Origin of the sequence: Mycobacterium montefiorense (assembly GCF_025823255.1) — a bacterium.
Lineage (GTDB): Bacteria > Actinomycetota > Actinomycetes > Mycobacteriales > Mycobacteriaceae > Mycobacterium > Mycobacterium montefiorense.
In genome coordinates, this window is the sequence record NZ_JACKVL010000012.1 from 178,962 (window position 1) to 201,685 (window position 22,724).

A 22,724-nucleotide genomic window follows, 5' to 3' on the forward strand; every position below is an offset into this window, starting at 1 on the left:
GCGGTCTACCGGGCAGCCCATTTGCCGTCCAAGACCGACCGATAAGCTCGCGTCATGAGCCAACCGACCCTATGGGAATACGCCACGGTTCCGCTGTTGACGCACGCCACCAAACAGATCCTCGACCAATGGGGCGCCGACGGGTGGGAGCTGGTGGCCGTGCTGCCCGGACCCACCGGCGAGCAACACGTCGCCTACCTGAAGCGCCCCAAGTAAAGAGGACTCGAGCAGATGAAAGCTTCGGCCCGGCTGGGGCAACTCGGTGTCACGCTTCCGGAATTGGTTGCGCCGCTGGCCTCTTACGTTCCCGCGGTGCGGACCGGCAATCTGGTCTACACCTCGGGCCAGCTGCCGATAGCGGACGGCAAGCTGGCGGGCACTGGCAAGGTCGGTGCCGACGTGAGCCCCGAAGACGCCAAGGCGATGGCGCGGACCTGTGCGCTCAACGCGCTGGCTGCGGTGAACTCGCTGGTGAGCATCGACGCGGTGACCCGGGTGGTCAAGGTTGTCGGCTTCGTCGCCTCCGCTCCCGGCTTCAACGGCCAGCCTGGCGTCGTCAACGGCGCGTCCGACCTGCTCGCTGAGGTGTTCGGCGACCAAGGTGCGCACGCGCGCTCGGCAGTGGGTGTATCCGAGCTGCCACTGGATGCGCCCGTCGAAGTCGAGCTGATCGTGGAGGTCGGCTAACGGCCGTGGCCGAGACCGCTGAGCCGCTGACCCATCCCGCATACGGCAGGTTGCGGGCGGTCACCGACACTGCCTCGGTCCTGCTGGCTGACAACCCCGGCTTGATGACGCTGGACGGCACCAACACCTGGGTGTTGCGCGGTCCACACAGCAATGAGCTGGTCATCGTGGATCCCGGGCCCGACGACGACGAGCACATCGCCCGGATCGCCGCGCTGGGCCGCATCGCCCTGGTCCTGATCAGCCACCGGCACGGCGACCACACCGATGGCATCGACAAGCTGGTCGAGCTCACCGGCGCGACCGTGCGCTCGGCGGGCAGCGGCTTCCTGCGCGGCTTCGGCGGTGAGCTGGTCGACGGCGAGGTCATCGATGCGGCCGGCCTGAAGATCAAGGTGATGTCGACGCCGGGTCACACCGCCGATTCGCTGTCATTTCTGCTCGAAGACGCGGTATTGACGGCGGACAGCGTGCTCGGCCGCGGCACCACCGTCATCGACAACGAAGACGGCAGCCTGACCGATTACCTGGAATCGCTGCGACGACTACGGGGTCTGGGCCGGCGCACCGTGTTGCCTGGCCACGGGCCCGACCTGGCCGACCTGGAATCCGTCACGACGGGTTACCTGACGCACCGCCACGAGCGCCTGGACCAGGTGCGAGCCGCGCTGCGGGAGCTCGGTGGCGACGCGACCGCCCGCCAGGTCGTCGAACACGTTTATGTCGACGTCGACGAGAAGCTTTGGGACGCGGCCGAGTGGTCCGTGCAGGCGCAATTGGACTATCTGCAGCAGGAGTGAGCCTGCGTCGAGACTGAGTTTTCGCAGACAAAGCTCGAGTATTTTCGCAGACAAAGCTCGAGTAGCTGCCCGCAAATTTACCGGCTCGGCGAACTACCTTGCTCGGCGAGCCAGCCGCTCGGAGTCCGAGATCAGCACGCTCTTGCCCTCCAGGCGGATCCAGCCGCGGTGGGCGAAATCGGCGAGCGCCTTGTTGACCGTCTCCCGGGAAGCGCCCACCAGCTGGGCGATCTCCTCCTGTGTCAGGTCGTGGGTGACCCGCATCGCACCACCTTCCTGGGTGCCGAAACGCTGTGCGAGCTGCAGCAGCTGCTTGGCCACTCGGCCGGGCACGTCAGTGAAGATCAGGTCCGCCAGGTTGTTGTTGGTGCGACGGAGCCGTCGAGCCAACACCCGAAGGAGTTGCTCGGCGATCTCGGGACGATCGGCGATCCACGCCCGCAGCGCGTCACGGTCCATCGATACCGCGCGCACCTCGGTGATCGTGGTGGCGCTCGAAGTCCGGGGTCCCGGGTCGAAGATCGACAATTCGCCGAACATGTCCGACGGCCCCATGATCGTCAGCAGATTCTCCCGGCCATCGGGTGACCTGCGACCAATCTTGACCTTCCCCGAGACGATGATGTATAGCCGATCGCCTGGCTCCCCCTCCGCGAAAACGGTGTGTCCACGCGGGAAGTCGACGGGTTGTAATTGCTTGGTCAGCGCGGTGACTGCGCCGGGTTCAACCCCTTGGAAGATTCCTGCCCTTGCCAGGATCTCGTCCACTTTGCCCTCTTCAACTTTCCAACGAAGTGATATTGGGTGCCTGCCTCGCCCGTGTGACGAGTCTAGAGGTAGGCCAACGTGCCAACGCTACACACGATTGACGTGTCTAGTCGCCTCAAATTGCGGATTTGCGCCTGAATGCGCGTGTATTCGCATGGGTACAGCACGAGCCGGGGGCTCGGTGAAAGCGGTCGCGAGCAGCGATTCGGCGCGATGCCGGCCGCTGGGCGGTGGGGAAAGCGCGAGCTGCTGGGCCTGACGGCGATGCAGATATTCCAGCGCCTCCGGCATCCCTTCGCGGGCCAGCGTGTGCATGTCCATGGCCCGCGCCTGATCCAGAAACTCGTCGACGTCGGTCGCCGTGATCGACTCACGGGCGAGTTCCTTTTCGAGCCGACCGAGGCCGAGCGCAGCGAGCATCAACAGCCCCGGTACGCAGGCGACCAGCAACCACAACACAAGGAGAGTAAACATGCCCAAGGTCTCAGCGAGATCACGAAATCAGTACTCTGTCGTAGGTGACAGTGGCAAGGCCGTCTGGGCGTGCGAAATCAACGCCCGCCGCGCCTGATTCCGGACTTGCCCGGCGCTGGTCTTCTGAAACTCGAGCTGGTTTGGTGCGTCGCGCGCGCCGGATGAATCGCACACTGGCACAGGCGTTTCCAGACGCACATTGCGAGCTGGACTTCTCTTCGGCGCTGGAACTGACGGTGGCCACCGTTCTTTCAGCGCAAAGCACCGACAAACGGGTGAACCTGACAACGCCGGCATTATTCTCGCGATACAAATCGGCGGTCGATTATGCAAAAGCTGATCGCGACGAGCTAGAAAACCTCATCCGTCCCACTGGCTTCTTCCGCAACAAGGCGAGCTCGCTGATCGGCTTGGGTCAAGCCCTGGTCGAGCGGTTCGGCGGCGAGGTGCCCTCGACCATGGACGAGCTGGTGACGCTGCCCGGGGTCGGGCGCAAAACCGCCAACGTCGTCCTCGGGAACGCCTTCGACATCCCCGGGATCACCGTCGACACCCATTTCCAGCGGCTGGTGGCCAGATGGCGCTGGACCGAGGAGAAGGACCCGGTCAAGATCGAGCACGCGGTCGGTGAACTGGTCGAACGCAAGGAATGGACCCTGCTGAGCCATCGAGTGATCTTCCACGGCCGCCGGGTGTGCCACGCGCGCAAACCGGCGTGTGGCGTCTGCGTTCTCGCGAAAGACTGCCCATCGTTCGGCCTCGGCCCTACCGAACCGGCGCTGGCGGCGCCGCTGGTGCAGGGCCCCGAAGCCGAGCATCTGCTCTCCCTGGTCGGGCTGTAATACGGCCGCGACGTTGACCTCGAGAACTCGCTGGACCATCGCGATCTTGGCGGTGGTGGTCGCGCTGACGGCCGCGCTGGTCGCCCAGTTGCGCGACGAGTCCCCGACGACCACGCCGGGCCGGCCGTCGCCCAATCGCGAACATCGCGACGCCGACACACCGGCCGCGCTGGCCGGTCCGCGGGCACGGGCGAACCTGCTGCCGTGCCCTGCGCCGGGTAATGCTCCCGGTCCGGCGGCCTTGCAGACGGTGCTGGTCGACTGCGCCGGCGACGGATCCACCGTCGACGTCGCTCGGGCCCTGGGCGGACGCCGGGTGGTCATCAATCTGTGGGCGTATTGGTGCGCGCCGTGCGCGGCCGAACTGCCCGCGATGGCTGAATATCAGCGACGCGTCGGATCCGACGTCGTGGTGGTGACCGTGCATCAAGACGAGAATGAGACCGCTGCGTTGTTGCGGTTGGCGGAGCTGGGTGTTCGCCTCCCGACCTTGCAGGATGGACGGCGGCTGATCGCTGCAGCACTCAAGGTCGCAAATGTGGTGCCCGCGACGGTGGTGCTACGGCCGGACGGTAGCGTTGCCCAGACGCTGCTGCGGGATTTCGTGACTGCCGACGAGATCGCGGCCGCGGTCGGAAACGAGGCATGACCGAGTTCGGCGGCCCGAAACTCAGCTGGGCAGGTGGACCCGACAAGGAGGCGCCGGTGAGTGCTGGGGGTGCCGCCCGCGCACCGGGGACGGTTCCCCTCACGCCCGATGTCTGCCCATCCTGGTTGCGTCCATTGCTGGACAACGTGGGTCAGATGCCAGACGCCTACCGGCGCCGGCTGCCGGCCGACGTGTTGGCGATGGTGACCGCGGCGAGGACAGCATCCGCCCACCGCGACGACCGCGAGGCCGCTGTGCTGGTTCTGTTTTCGGGTCCCGAGTCCGGACCGGCCGACGGCGGTGTGCCCGACGACGCTGACCTGCTGCTTACTGTGCGGGCTTCGTCGCTGCGACACCATGCGGGCCAGGCGGCGTTTCCCGGCGGTGCATTCGACGCCGAAGATCACGGACCGGTGGACACCGCACTGCGAGAAGCCCACGAGGAGACCGGGATCGATGTCACCCGGCTGCACCCTCTGGTCACGATGGAAAAGACGTTCATCGCTCCGTCGCAGTTCCATGTCGTTCCGGTGCTGGCCTACTCGCCCGATCCCGGACCTGTCGCCGTGGTCAACGAGGCCGAAACGGCGATCGTGTCGCGGGTTCCGGTGCGCGCCTTCATCAATCCCGACAACCGGCTGATGGTCTACCGTGGCGACCTCGGCAACCGTTGGGCCGGCCCGGCGTTTCTGCTGAACCAGATGTTGGTTTGGGGTTTCACTGGCCAGGTGATCTCTGCGGTGCTCGATGTCGCCGGCTGGGCAAAGCCCTGGGACACCAACGACGTACGTGAACTCGACGACGCGATGGTTCTGGTCGGTAGGCAGGGCGGCGCGCGGTGAACTCGATGACCCCGTCCCAGTGGCTCGATATCGCCGTTCTCGCCGTGGCCTTCATCGCGGCCATCTCCGGCTGGCGTTCGGGCGCGGTGGGTTCCCTGTTCTCGTTTGTCGGCGTGCTGCTGGGCGCGATCGCTGGTGTGTTGCTGGCGCCCCACATCGTCAGTCATATCACCGCGCCGCGCGCCAAGCTGTTCGGCGCACTGTTTCTCATTCTTGCGCTCGTGGTCGTCGGCGAGGTCGCCGGCGTGGTGCTGGGACGCGCGGTTCGCGGCGCAATCCACAGTCGCACAATCAGAACCGTCGACTCGGTCATCGGGGTGGGGGTGCAGCTCGTCGTGGTGCTGACGGCCGCGTGGCTGCTGGCAACACCGCTCACCCAATCCAAGGACCAACCCGAGCTGGCGGCCGCGGTTCGCGGTTCCCGGGTGCTCGCCGAGGTCAACGACATCGCACCCCCATGGCTGAAGACGGTCCCCAAACGCCTTTCGGCACTGCTGAATACCTCGGGCCTGCCCGCGGTGCTGGAGCCGTTCAGCCGTACCCCGGTGATCCCTGTCGAATCACCGGATCCCGCGCTGGCCACCAATCCGGTGGTGACGGCCGCGGCACCCAGCGTCGTCAAGGTGCGCAGCCTGGCACCAAGCTGCCAAAAAGTGTTGGAGGGCACGGGATTCGTGATCGCACCCGATCGGGTGATGACCAATGCGCACGTGGTGGCCGGGTCCAGCAGCGTCCAGATCTACGCCAGCGGTAATCCGTTGGACGCCACCGTGGTGTCTTATGACCCGTCGGTCGATATCGCGATTCTTGCCATCCCGAACTTGCCGCCGCCACCACTGGCGTTTAGCGAATCGGAAGCCAAAACCGGTGCCAACGTGGTGGTTCTGGGCTATCCGGGCGGGGGCAACTTTACTGCGACCCCGGCCAGGATTCGTGAGGCTATCAAGCTCAGTGGCCCCGACATCTACCGGGACCCGGCGCCGGTCACCCGCGACGTCTACACCATCAGAGCCAATGTGGAGCAAGGCAATTCGGGTGGACCATTGATCGATCTGAGCGGTCACGTACTCGGTGTGGTGTTCGGCGCCGCCGTCGACGATCCCGACACCGGATTTGTCTTGACGGCGGGCGAGGTCGCGAGTCAGATGGCCAAGATCGGTGACACTCAACAGGTGGCGACCGGGAACTGCGTCAGCTGATCCGGCGTCAGTGCACCTGCTCGAAAAATCTCATCAGATGTTTGTTGATTTCTTCGGGGGCTTCTTCGTGGCTGTAATGCCCTGTGCCGGTGATGGATACGTAGCGACCCTGCGTCGCGTAGCGCTGACTGTGGTCGACCGGGTCGGCCAGCACGTAGGGATCGGCGTCGCCGCGCAGGTGTAGTAGTGGCACGCCGAGTTGTCGGGACATCGATTTCATGAATCGCCGTCCTTCGTCGCGCAGCTGGCTGCGCACCGCCCAGCGCTGATACTCCAGTGCACAGTGCGCGGCCCCGGGAATCTGGATGGCTGTGCGCAGGTAGCCAATTGTCTGCGAGAAGTCCTCGGAGGCAACCCATTTAGCGGAGCTGCGGCTGCTGACGAGCCGCTCGATCTCCGCGCCGTTGTCGCGGGTCAGCAGGCGCTCGGGCCAAACCGGGAGTTGATAGCGCAGCAGCGTCGGCAGCAGCGCGGAGCCCTGATCGCGGCGCGTCAATGTCGATCGCCGCAACGCGGCCGGGTGCGGCGAGCTGATCAGGGCAATGGCGCGCACCAGCCGTGAATGCAGCAGCGCGGTAGTCCAGCACGACAAACCGCCGTCGGCATGGCCGACCAACGTCGCCGACGAATGCCCAAGCGCGCGAATGAGTCCGGCCGTATCACCGGCGAGGGTCCAGCCGTCGTAACCGCGGGGCGGCTTGTCACTGCCGCCATAGCCGCGCAGGTCGACCGCGACCACTCGGGCATCGGTCAGCCCGCGTAGCTGATGACGCCAGGACCACCAAAACGAACCGAAACCATGCAGCAGCATCACCAGGGGTCGTGCCGCAGCCGCAGCCGGTACGCCCGCGCCGGTCGGTAACGCCTCGACGACGTGGAATCGAATGCCGTTGGCGTGCATGTCCAAATGGCGCCACGGCCCGTCGATGCGGACTACCGACGGATCTGGTACTGCCATCTACCAACCTGAGGGGTCGGTGGGGTGGGCGTCCGCGGTCTTGGCGTGCTTACCGGGCGCATCGGTGAGCTGCTTGGTCGCGTCGGCAGCCTTGTCATGGCCCGGGGTGAGCGCGGTGCGCGTCTCCTTGACCGATTCGATGGTCTCGCGTGGCCCACGGATGCGCCGCACCTTCAAATAGCCGAACAGCGCCAGCACGGCCCCGACGACAACCATGATCGCGAAGACGATCAGGAAGGCCACCCAGCGCCACAGCCAGGTGTCGAGGAGCTCGGCAATGAAGAAGAAGAAAAAGAAGGTGGAGTAGAACAGCACCACCAGAGCAGCGATGAAAAAGACGCTGCCGGTGAGGCCCTTCTTTACGTCGCGGACGATTTCGGCTCGGGCCAGCTCGACCTCGGCACGCACCAGGGTTGATGCCTGAGTCGTCGCGTCTTTGATCAGGTCACCGATCGACGGCTCGCCGTGGCTGGCATGCGGGTCGGCCAACGGAATCGTGGTCAGCGTGCTCGGCACACCATTTTTGCGATCCACTTTGCTCACAGACGGTCCTCTCGGTTCGCTGTCGTCGCGGTTTATGTTGCCATGCGTTGCGATGCCAGACGAGGCCAGCCGACGACCGCGAGGCCCGGCGACCTACGGTCGCGGTCAATGCCCGAAACCGCTATTCGCACAGCGAGAGGGGTGCTGGGGTGATCATTTAGACTGGCGCAGCTGTTCTCCGACAGTCGGCCAGTGACGGGAGTTGCGCATTGCAGACGGCACATCGGTGCTTTGTGGCGATGCTGGTGGTGGTGCTCCTGCTGCTGCCGGGATTGCCCGCAAACGTCGCGGCGGCCGACGACCGGGTCCCGATGGGTGGCGGTGCGGGCATCGTCATCAACGGAGACACAATGTGCACCCTGACGACCATCGGCGGCGATGCCGCCGGTGACCTAATCGGGTTCACCTCCGCGCACTGTGGTGGCCCGGGCGCTCAGGTCGCGTCCGAGGCAGCCGAAGGCAGAGGCGTACTCGGAACGATGGTTGCGGGCAACGACGCCCTGGACTACGCGGTGATCAAATTCGATCGGGCCAAGGTGGTGCCGGTGGCCAACTACAACGGCTTTGTGATCGACGGCGTCGGTCCGGAGCCGGTGTTCGGTCAGATCGCCTGCAAGCAGGGCCGTACCACCGGGAATTCATGCGGCGTCACCTGGGGGCCCGGCCAGGATCCGGGCACGATCGTGATGCAGGTCTGTGGCCGGCCCGGTGACTCCGGGGGGCCGGTGACCGTTGACAACCTGCTGGTGGGGATGATCCACGGCGCGTTCAGTGACAGCCTGCCGACCTGTGTTGTCAAGTACATCCCGCTACACACCCCGGCGGTGGTGGTGTCGTTCAACGCGGTGCTGGCCGACATCAATGCCAAACACCGGGCTGGTGCGGGCTTCGTCCCGATACCGGCCTGAGCTATTCGGCGTTGCGGCCTTACTTGGCTTCCCGGATCGCCTCGAACACACCCGGATCGAGCAATGTCGATGTATCACCGAGCTCGCGATTTTCGGCGACGTCGCGCAGCAGCCTGCGCATGATCTTGCCGCTGCGGGTCTTCGGCAGCTCCGGCACGACGTGGACTTCCCGCGGCTTCGCGATGGGCGAGATCTCCGTGGACACCTGGATACGCAGCTCGTCGATGGTCTGGTCATGGGCGTCGTAGCCGGTGCATAGGACGACGAACGCGCAAATGGCTTGGCCGGTGGTGTCGTCGGTGACCCCGACCACCGCCGCCTCGGCGACGCCGGAGTGACCGACGAGCGCCGACTCAACCTCGGCGGTCGAGATCCGGTGGCCGGACACGTTCATCACGTCGTCGATGCGGCCCAGCACCCAGATCGCACCGTCGGGATCGAAACGCGCGCCGTCCCCGGCGAAGTAGAAGCCTTTGTCGGCGAATTTGGACCAGTAGGTGTCGCGGTAGCGATCGGGATCACCCCAAATGCCACGCAGCATCGACGGCCACGGCTGGTCCAGCACGAGATATCCGGTGACGTTCTTGGCGTTGTCGGCGTCGGGCTGCAGCGGGTCGCCGTGGTCGTCGACGATCTTGGCCGAGATGCCCGGCAGCGGCGTCATCGCCGAACCCGGTTTGGCCGCAGCGATTCCCGGCAGCGGCGAGATCATCGCCGAGCCTGTCTCGGTCTGCCACCAGGTGTCGACCACCGGCAGCGTGTCCGCGCCGAACACTTCGCGGTACCAGCGCCAGGCTTCCGGGTTGATCGGCTCGCCGACCGATCCGAGCAGCCGCAGGCTGGACAGGTTGTGGGCGTCGGGGATTTCACGGCCCCACTTCATGAATGTCCGGATCAGGGTGGGCGCCGTGTAATAGATTGTTACGCCGTACTTTTCGATGATCTGGAAATGCCGGTTGCGGTCGGGGCTATCGGGTGTGCCCTCGTAGAGCACCTCGGTGATGCCGTTGGAAAGCGGACCATAGACGCCGTAGGTGTGCCCGGTGACCCAGCCGATGTCGGCGGTGCACCAGAACACGTCGCTCTCCGGCTTGACGTCGAAGATGGTGTGGACCGTGTAGCAGCACTGCGTCAGGTAGCCGCCGCTGGTGTGCACGATGCCCTTGGGCTTGCCCGTGGTGCCCGAGGTGTACAGCAGGAACAACGGGTGCTCGGCGTCGAAGGGCGCCGCAGTGTGTTCTGGCGACGCGGAATCCACGACCTCGTGCCACCACACGTCGCGGTCGTCGTCCCAGGACACGTCAATTCCGGTGCGCCGCACCACCAGAACTTTCTCGATTGAGCTCTCGCCGTCCGGTCCGGGTGCGACGGCCTCGTCGGCGTTGTCCTTAAGCGGCGCCGGCTTACCGCGGCGGAACTGCCCGTCGCTGGTGATCAGCACCTTGGCCTGCGCGTCGGCGATCCGGGCCCGCAGGGCCTTCGAGGTGAAACCGCCGAACACCACGCTGTGCATGACGCCGAGCCGCGCGCAGGCCAGCATCGCGATAACGGCTTCCGGAATCAACGGCATGTAGATGGCGGCTCGGTCGCCGGCGACCAGACCGAGATCGGTCAGCGCGTTCGCGGCTTTGCAGACCTCGGCCTGCAGATCGGAGTAGGTAAGGCTGCGGCTATCACCGACCGGCTCGCCTTCCCAGTGAATTGCCACCCGATCGCCGAGGCCGGCCTCGACGTGGCGGTCCACGCAGTTGTACGCGACGTTGAGCTTGCCGTCGGAAAACCATTTGGCGTACGGCGGCTGCCAGTCGAGCACCTCGGTGAACGGCTTTGCCCACGCCAGCCGGTCGGCCTGCTTGGCCCAGAACGCCAGCCGGTCCTGCTCAGCTTCGCGGTAGAGGTCCTCACCAGCGTTGGCCTGCTCGGTGAATTGCGCGGGCGGCGGGTACGACGACGGGCCTTCGGTGTGTGTGGCGGTCACTGGCTTCTCTCCTGTGTCGAGGGCCGGGGTTCGAGCTCGTCAGCCGTCTGAGAGCCTAGCCTCGCCAGTTGAACCCGCGCGCTTCAATCCGGGGGTAAACGGGGTTGTCATACCGCATAATCACCTTTGTGCTGGAACCTCGCGGACGGCGCGCCCGCCGTTTGCTCCTTAGCTTTGCCGCGGCTGCAACGAGTTACACGGTCGCGGCGGTGCTGGGCCCGCAGTCGTGGGCGGTTCCGGTTGAGAGCGGCGAACAGGCAGTGCCGTGCAAGTCCGACCAGGTCGCCGTGATCGCCTCCCCGACGGAGGGGGCGATGGGCCACCGCGCGGTAATGCTGATGTTCAGCCTCGCCGGTGGTGGGGAGCCGTGCACGCTCACCGGCTATCCCGCGGTCGAGACGGGCTCCGGTGGGCCGGATCTTCATGCCAGGCCGACGCCGCGCGGTTACCTGGGTGGTTTGCCGAGCAATGTCGATGTGCCACCCACCGTCACGTTGTCATTGGCCGCACAGGGGCAGGCCGTCGTGGAGGGCATGGCGGTCGACGGCAAGGGCACCGCATGCCCCAACTACACCGAGCTGCGGGTCAACCCACCCGACACGATCATCGTGCTCACCGTGCCGGCGACGATCGATGCCTGCGAACTGCAGGTGCATCCCATCACCGACGTTCACTAGACGTACCTACCGGCCACGTAGGCGGCGCCCCCCCGAGGCGAGAACCGCGACCCCCATCGCGAAACCCTAGGGTTAGTCGACGTGAGATGACGCACTTCGCCGGCGGTCCTTTTGCGGCCGACGTGACCGCAGGCCCTAGGGTCGCTGTCATGCGTTGGATGCCGAGCAGGCCGGTCTGGCCGGTTTTTGCTGCCGTCATCGTGCTGATCATCGCGCCGTTGGCCGGCTGCGGCGGTGGCGCCCTGAGCCCCGATCTGGTGGTCGTCAACGGCGGGGAACCGCCCAACCCGCTGATCCCCACCGGCACCAATGACAGCCTTGGAGGACGGATCCTGGACCGGCTGTTCGCCGGCTTGGTGTCCTACGACGCCAACGGCAAACCCTCGCCGGAGGTGGCGCAGTCGATCGCGACCACCGACAACATCAACTATCGGATCATCCTCAAACCTGGGTGGAAGTTCACGGACGGGTCGCCGGTGACGGCGCATTCGTTTGTCGACGCGTGGAACTACGGTGCACTGAGCACCAATGCCCAACTGCAACAGGACTTCTTCCGTCCCATCGCCGGATTCGACGACGTCGCCGGCGCCCCGGGTGGCGGAAAGCCGACCACGATGTCCGGGCTGCAGGTGGTCAACGATCTCGAGTTCACCGTGCGGTTGCGGGCGCCGACCGTCGACTTCACCTTGCGACTTGGTCACGGGGCGTTCTACCCGTTGCCGGACAAGGCCTTTCGGGACATGGCGGCATTTGGGCGCAATCCGATCGGGAACGGCCCCTACCAGCTGGCCGACGGTCCGGATGGACCGGCCTGGGAGCACAACGTCAAGATCGACTTGAAACCGAACCCCGATTACCGCGGTAACCGTAAACCCCACAACAAGGGCCTGAGGTTCGAGTTCTACGGCAACCTCGATACCGCGTATGCCGATCTGCTGTCCGGCAATCTCGATGTCCTGGACACGATTCCGTCCAGCGCGCTGACGATCTACCAGCGCGACTTGGGCGGGAATGCCACGAGCGGCCCGGTCGCGGTCAGCCAATCTCTCGACACGCCGTTGCGGCTACCACACTTCGGGGGTGAGGAGGGCCGGCTGCGCCGGCTGGCGCTGTCGGCAGCCGTCAACCGCTCGCAGATCTGTCAGCAGATCTTCAACGGCACCCGCAGCCCAGCCCGCGATTTCACGGCCCGATCCCTGCCGGGTTTCGACCCGAATATTCCGGGAAATGACGCATTGGACTTCAACCCCGAACGGGCGCGGCAACTCTGGGCGCAGGCCAACGCGATCTCGCCGTGGAGCGGGCGCTACGCCATCGCGTACAACGCCGACAGTGGCCATCAGGAATGGGTGGATGCGGTGGCCAATAGCATCAAGAATGTGCTGGGCATCGATGCCGTCGGCGCGCCGCAGCCCACTTTCGCGGGGTTTCGCACCCAGATCACCAACCGCACCATCGACACCGCGTTTAGGGCCGGCTGGATCGGTGACTATCCGTCGATGATCGAGTTCCTCGCCCCGCTGTACGCGACCGGTGCGGGATCCAACGACGTCGGATACTCCAGCGGGGAGTTCGACGCCGGCCTAGCGGCCGCCGAGGCGGCGCCTAACCTGCAGCAGGCGGACGTGCTTGCCAATGTCGCACAGCGAATCCTGTTGCGCGACATGCCCGCTGTGCCGCTGTGGTACTACATCGCCGTTCTCGGATGGTCGCCGGAAGTCAGCGACGTCAAGGTGACGTGGAACGGGATGCCCGACTACGAGAACATCGTCAAGGCCTGAGCCATGGGGTGGTACATCGCGCGCAGGATCGCCGTCATGGTGCCCGTCTTCCTGGGCGCGACGTTGCTGATCTACGGCATGGTGTTCCTGCTGCCCGGCGACCCGCTGGCCGCGATCGCCGGAGACCGGCCGCTGACCCCGGCGGTCGCCGCCCAACTGCGGGCGCGCTACCACCTCGACGATCCTTTCCTGCTGCAGTACCTGCACTACCTGGGCGGCGTCCTGCACGGCGACCTGGGCCGCGCCTATTCCGGGCTACCGGTGAGTGCCGTTCTAGCACACGCTTTTCCGGTGACGATCCGGCTGGCGCTGATCGCACTGATCGTGGAGGCGGTGTTCGGGATCGGGTTCGGCGTGATATCCGGGCTGCGCCAGGGTGGGCTGTTCGATTCCACGGTGCTGATCACCGGACTGATCATTATCGCGATCCCGATCTTCGTGCTGGGGTTCCTGACCCAATTCCTGTTCGGGGTACGGCTGGGCATCGCGCCGGTCACCGTTGGCGAGCGGGCGACCTTCGCGCGCCTGCTGCTGCCCGGAATCGTCTTGGGTTCAGTGTCATTCGCCTACGTGGTGCGGTTGACCCGATCGGCGGTGGCCGCCAACGCGCACGCCGACTATGTCCGCACCGCTACGGCGAAGGGATTGTCGCGGCCGCGGGTCGTCACCGTGCACATTCTGCGCAACTCGCTGATCCCGGTGGTGACGTTCCTGGGTGCCGATGTGGGTGCGCTGATGGGCGGAGCCATCGTGACCGAAGGCATCTTCAACATTCACGGTGTCGGCGGCGTGCTCTACCAAGCCGTCACCCGGCAGGAGGCGCCGACCGTCGTCTCGATCGTGACAGTGCTGGTGCTGATCTATCTGATCACCAACCTGCTGGTCGACCTGCTCTATGCGGCCCTGGACCCGAGGATCCGCTATGGCTGAACACTCCGGCTTTTGGGGCGAGGCCTGGCGCAGGTTGCACCGGCGTCCGAAATTCGTCGTCGCCGCTGCGCTGATCCTGACCATTGTTCTGGTCGCGCTGTTTCCGGCGATGTTCACCCACGCCGACCCCGGCTACGCCGATCCCAGCCAAAGCCTGCTCGGCCCGTCGGCGGTGCACTGGTTCGGCACCGACCTGCAAGGGCACGACATCTACGCGCGCACCATTTATGGGGCTCGCGCGTCGGTCACGGTGGGGTTGGGCGCCACCCTGCTGGTGTTCGTCGTCGGCGGGGCGCTGGGGGCGTTGGCCGGCTTCTACGGGGGCTGGCTCGACGCGCTGGTCTCGCGCATTACCGACGTGTTCTTCGGGCTGCCGCTGCTGCTGGCCGCGATCGTGCTGATGCAGGTGCTGCACCATCGCACGGTGTGGACGGTGATCGCCATCCTGGCGTTGTTCGGCTGGCCGCAGGTGGCCAGGATCGCGCGCGGCGCGGTATTGGAGGTGCGGGCCAGCGATTATATCCTCGCGGCTAAGGCATTGGGGTTGAGCAGGTTTCAAACCTTGCTGCGGCACGCATTGCCTAATGCGGTGGGCCCGGTGATCGCGATGTCCACCATTGCGCTGGGGGCTTTCATCGTCACCGAGGCCACGCTGTCCTATCTCGGCGTCGGGCTGCCGACCTCGGTGGTGTCGTGGGGCGGCGATATCAACCTCGCGCAGACGCGGCTGCGGGCCGGCTCACCGATCTTGTTCTATCCCGCGGGCGCACTGGCGATTACGGTGCTGGCATTCATGATGATGGGTGACGCCCTGCGCGACGCCCTGGATCCGGCGTCGCGAGCGAGGCGGGCATGAGCACCGTGGAATCGCCGCTGCTGAAAGTTGAGGGCCTGGAAGTCAAGTTCGGCGACCATGCCCCAGCGGTCAGCGGCGTCGATCTAAGCGTCATGCGTGGCCAAACCGTCGCCGTGGTCGGTGAATCAGGATCGGGGAAATCCACCACTGCCGCCGCGATCCTTGGGCTGCTGGCTCCCGGTGGCCGGATCACGGCCGGTCGCATCACCTTCGACGGGATCGACATCACTTCGGCTGGTCGGAAAGCCGACCGCCGACTGCTGCGGTCGATCAGAGGCCGTCGCATCGGGTACGTACCCCAAGACCCGATGACCAACCTCAACCCCGTCTGGAAGGTAGGATTCCAGATCTCAGAAGCGTTGCGGGCCAATACCGATGGCCGGCAGGCACGCCACCGAGCCGTGCAGCTGCTCGCCCAGGCCGGCATGCCGGATCCGGCGAAGCAGGCGGCCAAGTACCCGCACCAGTTGTCCGGCGGGATGTGCCAGCGTGCGCTGATCGCCATCGGGCTGGCGGGTCATCCGCAGCTACTGATCGCCGATGAGCCGACATCCGCGCTGGATGTCACGGTGCAACGGCAGGTGCTCGACCATTTGCAGCGCCTCACCGACGAATTGGGCACCGCGCTGTTGCTGATCACTCATGACCTGGCGCTGGCCGCCGAACGGGCAGAGCGGGTGGTCGTGGTCAACCGGGGGGTGGTGGTGGAATCCGGTGCTGCACAGTCGATCCTGCGTGATCCGCGGCACGAGTACACCCGCCGGCTGGTGGCTGCGGCGCCGTCGCTGACGGTCCGGAGTTCGGCGCCGGCACGTCGGCAGGCCGTCACCGGTGCCGCTGACATCCTCGTCGCCTCGGAGCTGACCAAGGTCTACCGGGAGTCGCACGGCGCACCGTGGCGGCGGACTCAGTTCTGCGCCGTCGACGCCGTGTCGTTCCGGCTGCGCCGGGCCAGCACCCTGGCCATCGTGGGGGAATCGGGTTCGGGGAAATCGACGGTCGCCCGGATGGCACTGGGCCTACTCCAACCGACTTCGGGCACAGTCGTTTTCGACGGCACTCAGATTTCCGACGGGTTGAACCGGGACGCGATGATGGCTTTTCGTCGTCGCGTGCAGCCGGTGTTCCAGAACCCCTACAGCAGCCTGGACCCCATGTACTCGGTGTTTCGCGCCATCGAGGAACCGTTGCGGATCCATCGCGTCGGCGACCGGACCCAACGCGAGAAGGCGGTGCGCGAGCTCGTTGACCAGGTGGCGTTGCCGTCGTCGGTGCTCGGCAGGTTGCCGCGCGAGCTGTCGGGCGGCCAACGCCAGCGGGTCGCAATCGCGCGGGCGTTGGCGCTGCGCCCGCAGGTGCTGGTGTGCGATGAGGCGGTATCGGCGCTCGACGTGCTGGTGCAGGCGCAGATCCTGGACCTGCTGACCTCGCTACAGGCCGAGCTGGGCCTTGCCTACCTGTTCATCAGCCACGACCTGGCGGTGATCCGGCAGATCGCCGACGATGTCCTGGTGATGCGGGCGGGCCAGATCGTGGAGCATGCGGGCACTGAGGAGCTGTTCAGCAACCCCGGCCACGAGTACACCCGGCAATTGCTGGAGGCCATTCCCGGCGCGTCCACCCCTGACCGCTAGGTTGGCAACCTGTGACGGCAGACCCGCTCGCCCCGCTGATGGAGCTCCCCGGCGTCGCCGAGGCCAGTGACCGGGCCCGCGACGCGTTGGGCCGCGCTCACCGGCATCGGGCTAACCTGCGGGGCTGGCCGGTAACCGCCGCCGAGGCCTCGTTGCGGGCGGCTCGCGCTTCGTCGGTGCTCGATGGCGGGCCCGTGCGGTTCGAGGACTTGGCGGACAGTTCAGGCGTCAACGATCCGGTGTTCGGCGGCGCGCTGCGAGTCGCTCAGGCACTGGAGGGCGGCGGGGGTGCGCTGGTCGGTATCTGGCAACGGGCGCCGTTGCAGGCGCTGGCCCGGCTACACATGCTGGCCGCCGCCGACCAGGTCGATGATGACCAATTGGGCCGACCGCGGGCCGACGCCGAGATCGGGCCGCGTCTCGAGCTGCTGGCCGAGTTGGTGTCCGGTCGCACGCAGGTGCCGGCGCCGGTAGTCGCCGCGGTCGCGCACGGAGAACTGCTGACGCTCAAGCCCTTTGGCAGCGCGGATGGCGTGGTGGCACGCGCGGTGTCTCGGCTGGTGACCATCGCCAGTGGGCTGGATCCGCACGGACTGGGTGTGCCCGAGGTGAGCTGGATGCGCAAGCCCGGCGACTATCGGTCCGCCGCAAGCGGATTCGCCGAAGGCGCGCCGCGCGGCGTCGGTGCCTGGCTGGTGCTGTGTTGCCGGGCGCTGCAGGCCGGCGCGCAAGAAGCGTTGTCGATCGCCGAGGCGTTGCCGGGGAAAAGTTGAACCAACCGGGTCAACACATGTAGAGCGGGCGGCGTTCCGAAATATTCGGTCCGCCGCCCGCTAGCACGGAACTCGGTTACCAAGCGTGCATCTGTGGGGTTGCGTGGGTGGCCTCGGCGATCTTGCGACGCTTCAAGTCACAACCCCACCCAAAGGGCTGCTCGTACTTTCTGCTTTTTCGCAATTACGCAGGCCCACAACACTTCTGCCATTATCGCGGCTATGACTCCGCGTGGGTGCCGAGTACCGTGCTGGGCGCCCGGGTTGGGAGAACGAACCTTCTCTTCCGGGTCGACCTAGGCCTTACCGGGCTTCCGTGGTTCCTTTGTACTACTGGAGCCTTAGCACAGCAAGGCCCAATTGTGCGAATGTTGCGAAGCGGTTATCGAATCGATCGCTTGGTAGGTTTGCTGGCGCCGCGGCGCGACGCTAGAACGCGAAGCGCCGCAACAGCGAGTAGGTCACCGCGCCGGCCGCCAGCGCGGTGATACTCACCGCGGCTGTGGTGGCGATCGCGGCTCCCGACGGGGCCGGAATCCGGTCTCGCAGAGACACCGGTCGCGAGAAACTCAATACCGGCCAGCCGCGTTCGGTCGCTTCCTTGCGTAAACCGCGGTCCGGGTTGACCACGCTCGGATGTCCGACGGACTCGAGCATTGGCAGGTCGGTGATCGAGTCCGAGTAGGCGTAACAATGTTCCAGCGGATAGCCCTCGCGGGCGGCCAACTCGCGGATCGCTTGGACCTTGCCCTCGCCGTAGCAATAGAAGCCGACCTCGCCGGTGTACTTGCCGTCCTCGACCACCATCCGGGTCGCCATCGCATGCGTTGCGCCGAGCGCGCGGGCGATCGGCGCGACGATTTCTTCGCCGGAGGCGGAGACCACCACGACGTCGCGGCCGCATAATTTGTGCGCGGCAATTAGGTCCGCGGCTTCCGCGAACACCAGCGGAGTCACGATGTCGTGCAGCGTTTCGTTGACGATCGACTTGACCTGAGCGGCGTCCCAGCCGGTGCACATGTTGGTCATGTGGGTCCGCATTCGGTCCATCTGGTCATGATCGGCACCAGAGAGCAGAAAGATGAATTGGGCGTAACTGGACTTCAGCACGGCCCGGCGATTGAGCAGACCCTGGTCGAAGAACGGTTTGCTGAACGCCAGCGTGCTGGACTTGGCGATGATCGTCTTATCCAGGTCGAAGAAGGCCGCGGTGCGGGCGTGCGGACTGCCGGGTGCGGTGGTCCGCGCCGAGGTTTGCTGATGCGCATCCGGGTCGGAGACGGTCACCGACACAGCATAGGTCGGTCGGCAGGCGAGTCCGCGGTGTTGTCCCGCAGTGCGCGGCGAACGGGATGTAACAGACGAGGCCAACGGTGTTTTTGCGGCTCAAAGTGTTGTTCTGAAAAAAACAGCCACTTGCGTCAGTCCGCACTGTCGTGTGTATAGTAAGCATTACTCGGCCTGAGCCGAGGGTGCATCAGCCCGACCCCCCGGGGCTGATGCACGACGACCTCCGCCTCCTCCCCCACTGGCGGGGGTCGTCCCTTTTCTGGGGTAAGTTTCCCAGGATTACTTTCTTCTGTCAGGCCCTCTGTAAGGGCCTGCGGCGGGTTGCGGGCACGGTGTTATCTATCGCGCCGGAATCCGCCCACTCGATCGGTTTGTGCACACTTCCGTGTCTCTCCACAAATCCTGCTTTGGGACTGGTGTCCCATCCTCAGCTGCCCGCACGGTGGTGGGATGGCTACCACCTCCGGCACCGCGGCGAGAGATTCCTCGGGCGTCTTGGCGGTGCTGACCGACGCCAACTTGCGTGACGAGCTGGACCGGGTGGCCGCGGCCGTCGGCGTTCGAGTGGTCCACGCCGGGGGTTCGCCGGTGGCGAGGAAAACGTGGTCGGCGGCTGCGGCGGTGGTGCTCGATGAGGCGGCCGCGAAGCGCTGTGGGCGTGCGGGGATGCCGCGCCGCGCTCATGTCAGCGTGCTGAGCGCCGCCGAACCCACGACGGCAACTTGGTCGGCCGCAGTTGCGGTCGGCGCCCAACACGTCATGTTCCTGCCCGGGCAGGAACATGAACTGATTCGCGAGCTCGCCGAATCCGCTGATTCGATCCGAGACGACGGATCGCGCGGCGAGGTTGTCGCGGTGATCGGGGGGTGCGGCGGTGCGGGTGCCTCGTTGTTCGCGGCCGCGCTGGCTCGGGCCGCCGGCGAGGTGCTGTTGGTCGATCTCGATCCTTGGGGTGGCGGCGCCGATTTGTTGCTCGGCGTTGAGACGACGCCGGGTTTGCGCTGGCCCGACTTGGCATTGCAGGGCGGTCGCCTCAACTGGTTGGCCGTGCGTGACGCGTTGCCGCGGCTGGGAGGTATCAGCTTGCTGTCGGGCACACGGCGCGGCTACGAGCTGGACGCCAAGCCCGTGGACGCGGTGATCGATGCGGGCCGGCGTGGGGGAGTCACCGTCGTGTGCGATCTGCCCCGCCGGCTGACCGAAGCCAGCCAAGCCGCGCTGGATGCCGCGGACCTGGTCGTTGTCGTCAGTCCATGTGACGTCCGGGCGTGCGCGGCGACCGCGGCGATCGCCCCGGTGCTGGCCGCGATCAATCCCAACCTCGGGTTGGTTGTTCGGGGTCCAGCGCCGGGCGGCTTGCGGGCGGCTGAAGTCGCCGACATCACCGGGGTGACGCTGCTCGCGTCGATGAGAGCGCAGCCGCAACTGGCGGAGCAGTTGGAACGCGGAGGGCTGCGGTTGGGGCGGCGATCCGCGCTGACGGCGGCGGCCCGCCGAGTGTTAGCGGTGCTGCCGCGCACGGGATCTGGGCCGAAAGTCAGGGCGGCGTGAGCGGATCGCTTATCGAGCGGGTGCGGGAGCGGCTGGCCACCGAATCGGCTCCGCTGGGTTCTGCGCTGAGGCCCAACGTGGTGGCCGCTGCGATTCGGGCCGAGTCCGGCGGGGTGCTTGGCGATACCGAGGTGCTCGCGAATCTTCGGGTGCTACAGACCGAGCTGACCGGCGCCGGCATCCTCGAACCGCTGCTATGCGCGGACGGCACCACCGACGTCCTGGTCACCGCGCCCGACGCCGTGTGGGTCGACGATGGAAACGGTTTGCGACGCAGCCACATCCGATTTGCCGACGAGGCGGCCGTGCGGCGGTTGGCGCAGCGGCTGGCGTTGGCCGCCGGCCGGCGCCTCGATGACGCCCAGCCGTGGGTCGACGGACAGCTGACTGGATTCGGTGCCGGCGGGTTTGCTGTCCGATTGCACGCGGTGCTGCCGCCCGTGGCGGCCGGCGGCACCTGTTTGTCGCTGCGGGTGTTGCGGCCGGCTACCCAGGATCTGGCGGCCCTGATCGCGGCGGGCGCCATCGAGCCCCGGGCGGCCGCGTTGGTGGCCGACATCATCGCGGCGCGGTTGGCCTTCCTGATTTGTGGCGGCACCGGCGCCGGAAAGACAACCTTGCTGGCGGCCATGCTGGGCGCGGTATCCCCGGTCGAGCGGATGGTCTGCGTCGAGGATGCCGCCGAATTGGCGCCCCGGCATCCACATCTGGTGAAGCTGGTCGCAAGGTGCGCCAATGTCGAAGGCGTGGGCGAGGTTCCGGTGCGCCAACTCGTCCGGCAGGCGTTGCGGATGCGGCCGGACCGCATCGTGGTCGGCGAGGTCAGGGGAGCCGAAGTGGTAGACCTGCTGGCGGCGCTGAACACCGGGCACGACGGCGGGGCGGGCACGGTGCATGCGAACAATCCGGGTGAGGTTCCCGCCCGGCTGGAGGCGTTGGGCGCGCTTGGCGGTCTGGACCGCGCGGCCTTACACAGCCAGCTCGCCGCGGCGGTGCAGGTGCTGCTGCACGTCGCCCGCGATCGACAGGGTCGGCGCTGGCTCGCCGAGATCGCGGTGCTGCGCCCAGTCGACGGGCGCGTCCGGGCGATCACGGCGTGGCAGGCAGAGCAAGGCATGACCGACGAAGCGGACGAACTGCATCGTTTGCTGCGAAGCCGGTTGCCGGCATGAACGGCCTAACGACCGCCGCGTTGCTATTGGCATTGGCGCTCTGGGTGTTTCCGTCATCACCGCGGCCACGAATCGCCGTGGCGACCCCAGCGCACCGACGGGTCATGGTCGGGGCGCGCGGGGCCGGCGGCGTCACCGTCTGCACCGCTGTCGTGGCCGCGGCGTTGTTGCCGCTGGCGACGGTCTTGGCCGCCGCGGTGGTGGCCGGCACGGCTGGCGTGCGCTACCGTCGCCGACGCCAGATCCGGCGCGCGACGCAGGAGGGCCGGACGCTGGAAGCCGCGCTCGATGTGTTGGTCGGAGAGCTGCGCGTCGGCTCGAATCCGGTGCAGGCGTTCGAGGTGGCCGCCGGCGAAACCGTTGGTGCGGTTGCCGTGGCACTGCATGCCGTCGCAGCCCGGGCGCGATTGGGTGCCGACGTCACGGCCGGCCTGCGCGCCGCCGCACGATCGTCAGCCCAGCCAGCGCATTGGCATCGACTGGCGGTGTGCTGGCAGCTGGCCGGCGCTCACGGCCTAGCGATCGCCACCCTGATGCGTACCGCGCAGCGCGATATCGCTGAGTATCAACGATTCTCGGCACGGGTCAGCTCGGGCATGGCCGGGGCGCGTGCCACCGCGGCAATACTGGCGTGCCTGCCGTTGCTTGGAGTCTTGCTGGGCCAACTGATCGGGGCTCGTCCACTGGGCTTCTTGCTCAGCGGGAACGCCGGGGGATGGCTGTTGTTTGTCGGATCGGTGCTCGCGTGCGGCGGGTTGCTGTGGTCGGACCGAATCATCGAGCGTGCTGGAGCGGGGGCATGAGCGCCGCGGCGGTATTGCTCGCGGTGGCCTTGCTGATCGGCCCCGGCCCATCGGTGGTGCGGGCGCGCGCCGGGACAACCGCTCGCGCGCAACGGGTGCGGCCTGGGTTGACCGAAGCGCCCGCTCATCGATCCGACCCGCTGGCGGTCGCGTCCAGCCTGGACGTGCTGGCCGTGTGCTTAGCGGCGGGCATGGCCGTGTCGACCGCGGCGGGCGCTACCGCAGCGTCCGCGCCGCCGAAGCTCGCGCGGGTGTTGCGGCGGGCCGCTGATCTGCTGGCTCTGGGCGCCGATCCCGCTGTCGCATGGTCGATGTCGCCAAAGGCTGTGGTCGATGTGCAGACCGATGCGCTACTGCGACTTGCGCGGCGGTCGGCGTCATCGGGCGCAGCGCTGGCCGGCGGCGTCGCGGAACTGGCCGATCAGTCTCGTCACGACGCCGCGCACACCGCCGCGGCGGCCGCCGAGCGGGCTGGGGTGCTGATCGCCGGACCGCTCGGCCTGTGTTTTCTGCCGGCATTTGTCTGCCTGGGCATTGTCCCGGTGGTGGCGGGGCTGGCCGGAGATGTTCTGCAGTCGGGCTTGCTGTGACGCCGCAACAGAGGGGATG

The 22,724-nt window shown here is 66.6% G+C and carries 24 protein-coding genes; 18 read left to right on the forward strand and 6 right to left on the reverse strand.

Going from position 1 to position 22,724, the window contains the following annotated elements:
- Nucleotides 1–54: 54 nt before the first annotated feature.
- From H7K34_RS10470 to H7K34_RS10480, 3 genes are read left to right on the forward strand one after another with little or no spacing between them, the layout of a single operon-like run.
- Nucleotides 55–216 (forward strand): DUF4177 domain-containing protein, encoded by a 162-nt coding sequence (locus tag H7K34_RS10470; protein ID WP_108920250.1) that lies wholly within the window; start codon nt 55–57, stop codon nt 214–216.
- A 15-nt stretch (nt 217–231) separates the two neighbouring features.
- Nucleotides 232–687 carry a RidA family protein gene (locus tag H7K34_RS10475; RefSeq protein WP_264061831.1) on the forward strand — a complete coding sequence of 152 codons (456 nt, stop codon included), beginning with the start codon at nt 232–234 and terminating at the stop codon, nt 685–687.
- A gap of 5 nt (nt 688–692) precedes the next feature.
- Nucleotides 693–1,487, forward strand: a complete 795-nt coding sequence (locus tag H7K34_RS10480; RefSeq protein WP_264061832.1) for an MBL fold metallo-hydrolase — start codon at nt 693–695, stop codon at nt 1,485–1,487.
- A 93-nt stretch (nt 1,488–1,580) separates the two neighbouring features.
- On the opposite strand, the gene crp is transcribed toward H7K34_RS10480, so the two are convergent.
- Both crp and H7K34_RS10490 read right to left on the reverse strand, forming a co-directional pair.
- Nucleotides 1,581–2,255 carry a cAMP-activated global transcriptional regulator CRP gene (gene crp / locus H7K34_RS10485; RefSeq protein ID WP_036465140.1) on the reverse strand — a complete coding sequence of 225 codons (675 nt, stop codon included), beginning with the start codon at nt 2,253–2,255 and terminating at the stop codon, nt 1,581–1,583.
- A gap of 87 nt (nt 2,256–2,342) precedes the next feature.
- A complete protein-coding gene (locus H7K34_RS10490) occupies nt 2,343–2,729 on the reverse strand; it encodes a hypothetical protein (RefSeq protein ID WP_264061833.1) in 387 nt (128 codons plus the stop codon).
- Between the two features lie 161 nt (nt 2,730–2,890).
- Between H7K34_RS10490 and nth the strand changes: the two genes are divergently transcribed.
- From nth to marP, 4 genes are read left to right on the forward strand one after another with little or no spacing between them, the layout of a single operon-like run.
- Nucleotides 2,891–3,571, forward strand: coding sequence for an endonuclease III (gene nth, locus H7K34_RS10495; RefSeq protein ID WP_264061834.1), 681 nt, complete (start codon nt 2,891–2,893; stop codon nt 3,569–3,571).
- 13 nt (nt 3,572–3,584) lie between these two features.
- Nucleotides 3,585–4,220: a TlpA family protein disulfide reductase gene (locus H7K34_RS10500; RefSeq protein ID WP_264061835.1), complete on the forward strand. Its 636-nt coding sequence runs from the start codon at nt 3,585–3,587 to the stop codon at nt 4,218–4,220.
- Nucleotides 4,217–5,062, forward strand: coding sequence for an NUDIX hydrolase (locus tag H7K34_RS10505; RefSeq protein WP_264061836.1), 846 nt, complete (start codon nt 4,217–4,219; stop codon nt 5,060–5,062). Before H7K34_RS10500 ends, H7K34_RS10505 begins: the two co-directional genes overlap by 4 nt.
- A gap of 5 nt (nt 5,063–5,067) precedes the next feature.
- Nucleotides 5,068–6,261, forward strand: a complete 1,194-nt coding sequence (marP, locus tag H7K34_RS10510; protein WP_264061837.1) for an acid resistance serine protease MarP — start codon at nt 5,068–5,070, stop codon at nt 6,259–6,261.
- A gap of 7 nt (nt 6,262–6,268) precedes the next feature.
- Here the strand turns inward: marP and H7K34_RS10515 are convergent, their stop codons facing one another.
- Entirely contained in the window at nt 6,269–7,219 is a 951-nt protein-coding gene (locus tag H7K34_RS10515) for an alpha/beta fold hydrolase (protein ID WP_264061838.1), read from the reverse strand.
- Nucleotides 7,220–7,762 carry a phage holin family protein gene (locus tag H7K34_RS10520; RefSeq protein ID WP_264061839.1) on the reverse strand — a complete coding sequence of 181 codons (543 nt, stop codon included), beginning with the start codon at nt 7,760–7,762 and terminating at the stop codon, nt 7,220–7,222. It lies immediately after the preceding gene.
- Nucleotides 7,763–7,971: 209 nt separating this feature from the next.
- On the opposite strand from H7K34_RS10520, the gene H7K34_RS10525 reads away from it, so the two are divergent.
- A complete protein-coding gene (locus H7K34_RS10525; protein WP_264061840.1) occupies nt 7,972–8,670 on the forward strand; it encodes a S1 family peptidase in 699 nt (232 codons plus the stop codon).
- A gap of 19 nt (nt 8,671–8,689) precedes the next feature.
- Here the strand turns inward: H7K34_RS10525 and acs are convergent, their stop codons facing one another.
- Entirely contained in the window at nt 8,690–10,648 is a 1,959-nt protein-coding gene (gene acs, locus H7K34_RS10530; RefSeq protein WP_264061841.1) for an acetate--CoA ligase, read from the reverse strand.
- Nucleotides 10,649–10,779: 131 nt separating this feature from the next.
- On the opposite strand from acs, the gene H7K34_RS10535 reads away from it, so the two are divergent.
- The 6 genes from H7K34_RS10535 to H7K34_RS10560 all read left to right on the forward strand — a co-directional run bounded on the left by H7K34_RS10535 (nt 10,780) and on the right by H7K34_RS10560 (nt 17,299).
- Nucleotides 10,780–11,325: a DUF4232 domain-containing protein gene (locus H7K34_RS10535; protein ID WP_372510763.1), complete on the forward strand. Its 546-nt coding sequence runs from the start codon at nt 10,780–10,782 to the stop codon at nt 11,323–11,325.
- Nucleotides 11,326–11,483: 158 nt separating this feature from the next.
- Entirely contained in the window at nt 11,484–13,106 is a 1,623-nt protein-coding gene (locus tag H7K34_RS10540) for a peptide ABC transporter substrate-binding protein (protein WP_372510764.1), read from the forward strand.
- A gap of 3 nt (nt 13,107–13,109) precedes the next feature.
- Complete coding sequence (locus tag H7K34_RS10545; RefSeq protein ID WP_264061843.1) at nt 13,110–14,036, forward strand: ABC transporter permease; 927 nt, start codon at nt 13,110–13,112, stop codon at nt 14,034–14,036.
- Nucleotides 14,029–14,892, forward strand: a complete 864-nt coding sequence (locus H7K34_RS10550) for an ABC transporter permease (protein ID WP_264061845.1) — start codon at nt 14,029–14,031, stop codon at nt 14,890–14,892. The genes H7K34_RS10545 and H7K34_RS10550 overlap by 8 nt, the downstream gene beginning before the upstream one ends.
- Entirely contained in the window at nt 14,889–16,526 is a 1,638-nt protein-coding gene (locus tag H7K34_RS10555) for a dipeptide ABC transporter ATP-binding protein (protein WP_264061846.1), read from the forward strand. Before H7K34_RS10550 ends, H7K34_RS10555 begins: the two co-directional genes overlap by 4 nt.
- An 11-nt stretch (nt 16,527–16,537) precedes the next feature.
- Nucleotides 16,538–17,299: an oxidoreductase gene (locus tag H7K34_RS10560; RefSeq protein ID WP_264061847.1), complete on the forward strand. Its 762-nt coding sequence runs from the start codon at nt 16,538–16,540 to the stop codon at nt 17,297–17,299.
- Between the two features lie 429 nt (nt 17,300–17,728).
- Here H7K34_RS10560 and H7K34_RS10565 read toward each other — a convergent pair whose 3' ends face one another.
- Nucleotides 17,729–18,586: an HAD-IB family hydrolase gene (locus tag H7K34_RS10565; RefSeq protein WP_108920546.1), complete on the reverse strand. Its 858-nt coding sequence runs from the start codon at nt 18,584–18,586 to the stop codon at nt 17,729–17,731.
- Nucleotides 18,587–19,090: 504 nt separating this feature from the next.
- On the opposite strand from H7K34_RS10565, the gene ssd reads away from it, so the two are divergent.
- The 4 genes from ssd to H7K34_RS10585 are packed head-to-tail and all read left to right on the forward strand — an operon-like array spanning nt 19,091 to nt 22,705.
- The gene (gene ssd / locus H7K34_RS10570) at nt 19,091–20,140 is read left to right on the forward strand and encodes a septum site-determining protein Ssd (protein ID WP_264062425.1); all 1,050 of its coding nucleotides are present in this window, start codon (nt 19,091–19,093) and stop codon (nt 20,138–20,140) included.
- On the forward strand, nt 20,137–21,312 hold the full coding sequence (locus tag H7K34_RS10575; RefSeq protein ID WP_264061848.1) for a TadA family conjugal transfer-associated ATPase: 1,176 nt from the start codon (nt 20,137–20,139) through the stop codon (nt 21,310–21,312). The genes ssd and H7K34_RS10575 overlap by 4 nt, the downstream gene beginning before the upstream one ends.
- A complete protein-coding gene (locus tag H7K34_RS10580) occupies nt 21,309–22,115 on the forward strand; it encodes a type II secretion system F family protein (protein WP_264061849.1) in 807 nt (268 codons plus the stop codon). The genes H7K34_RS10575 and H7K34_RS10580 overlap by 4 nt, the downstream gene beginning before the upstream one ends.
- Nucleotides 22,112–22,705, forward strand: coding sequence for a type II secretion system F family protein (locus H7K34_RS10585; protein ID WP_264061850.1), 594 nt, complete (start codon nt 22,112–22,114; stop codon nt 22,703–22,705). The genes H7K34_RS10580 and H7K34_RS10585 overlap by 4 nt, the downstream gene beginning before the upstream one ends.
- Nucleotides 22,706–22,724 lie beyond the last annotated feature (19 nt).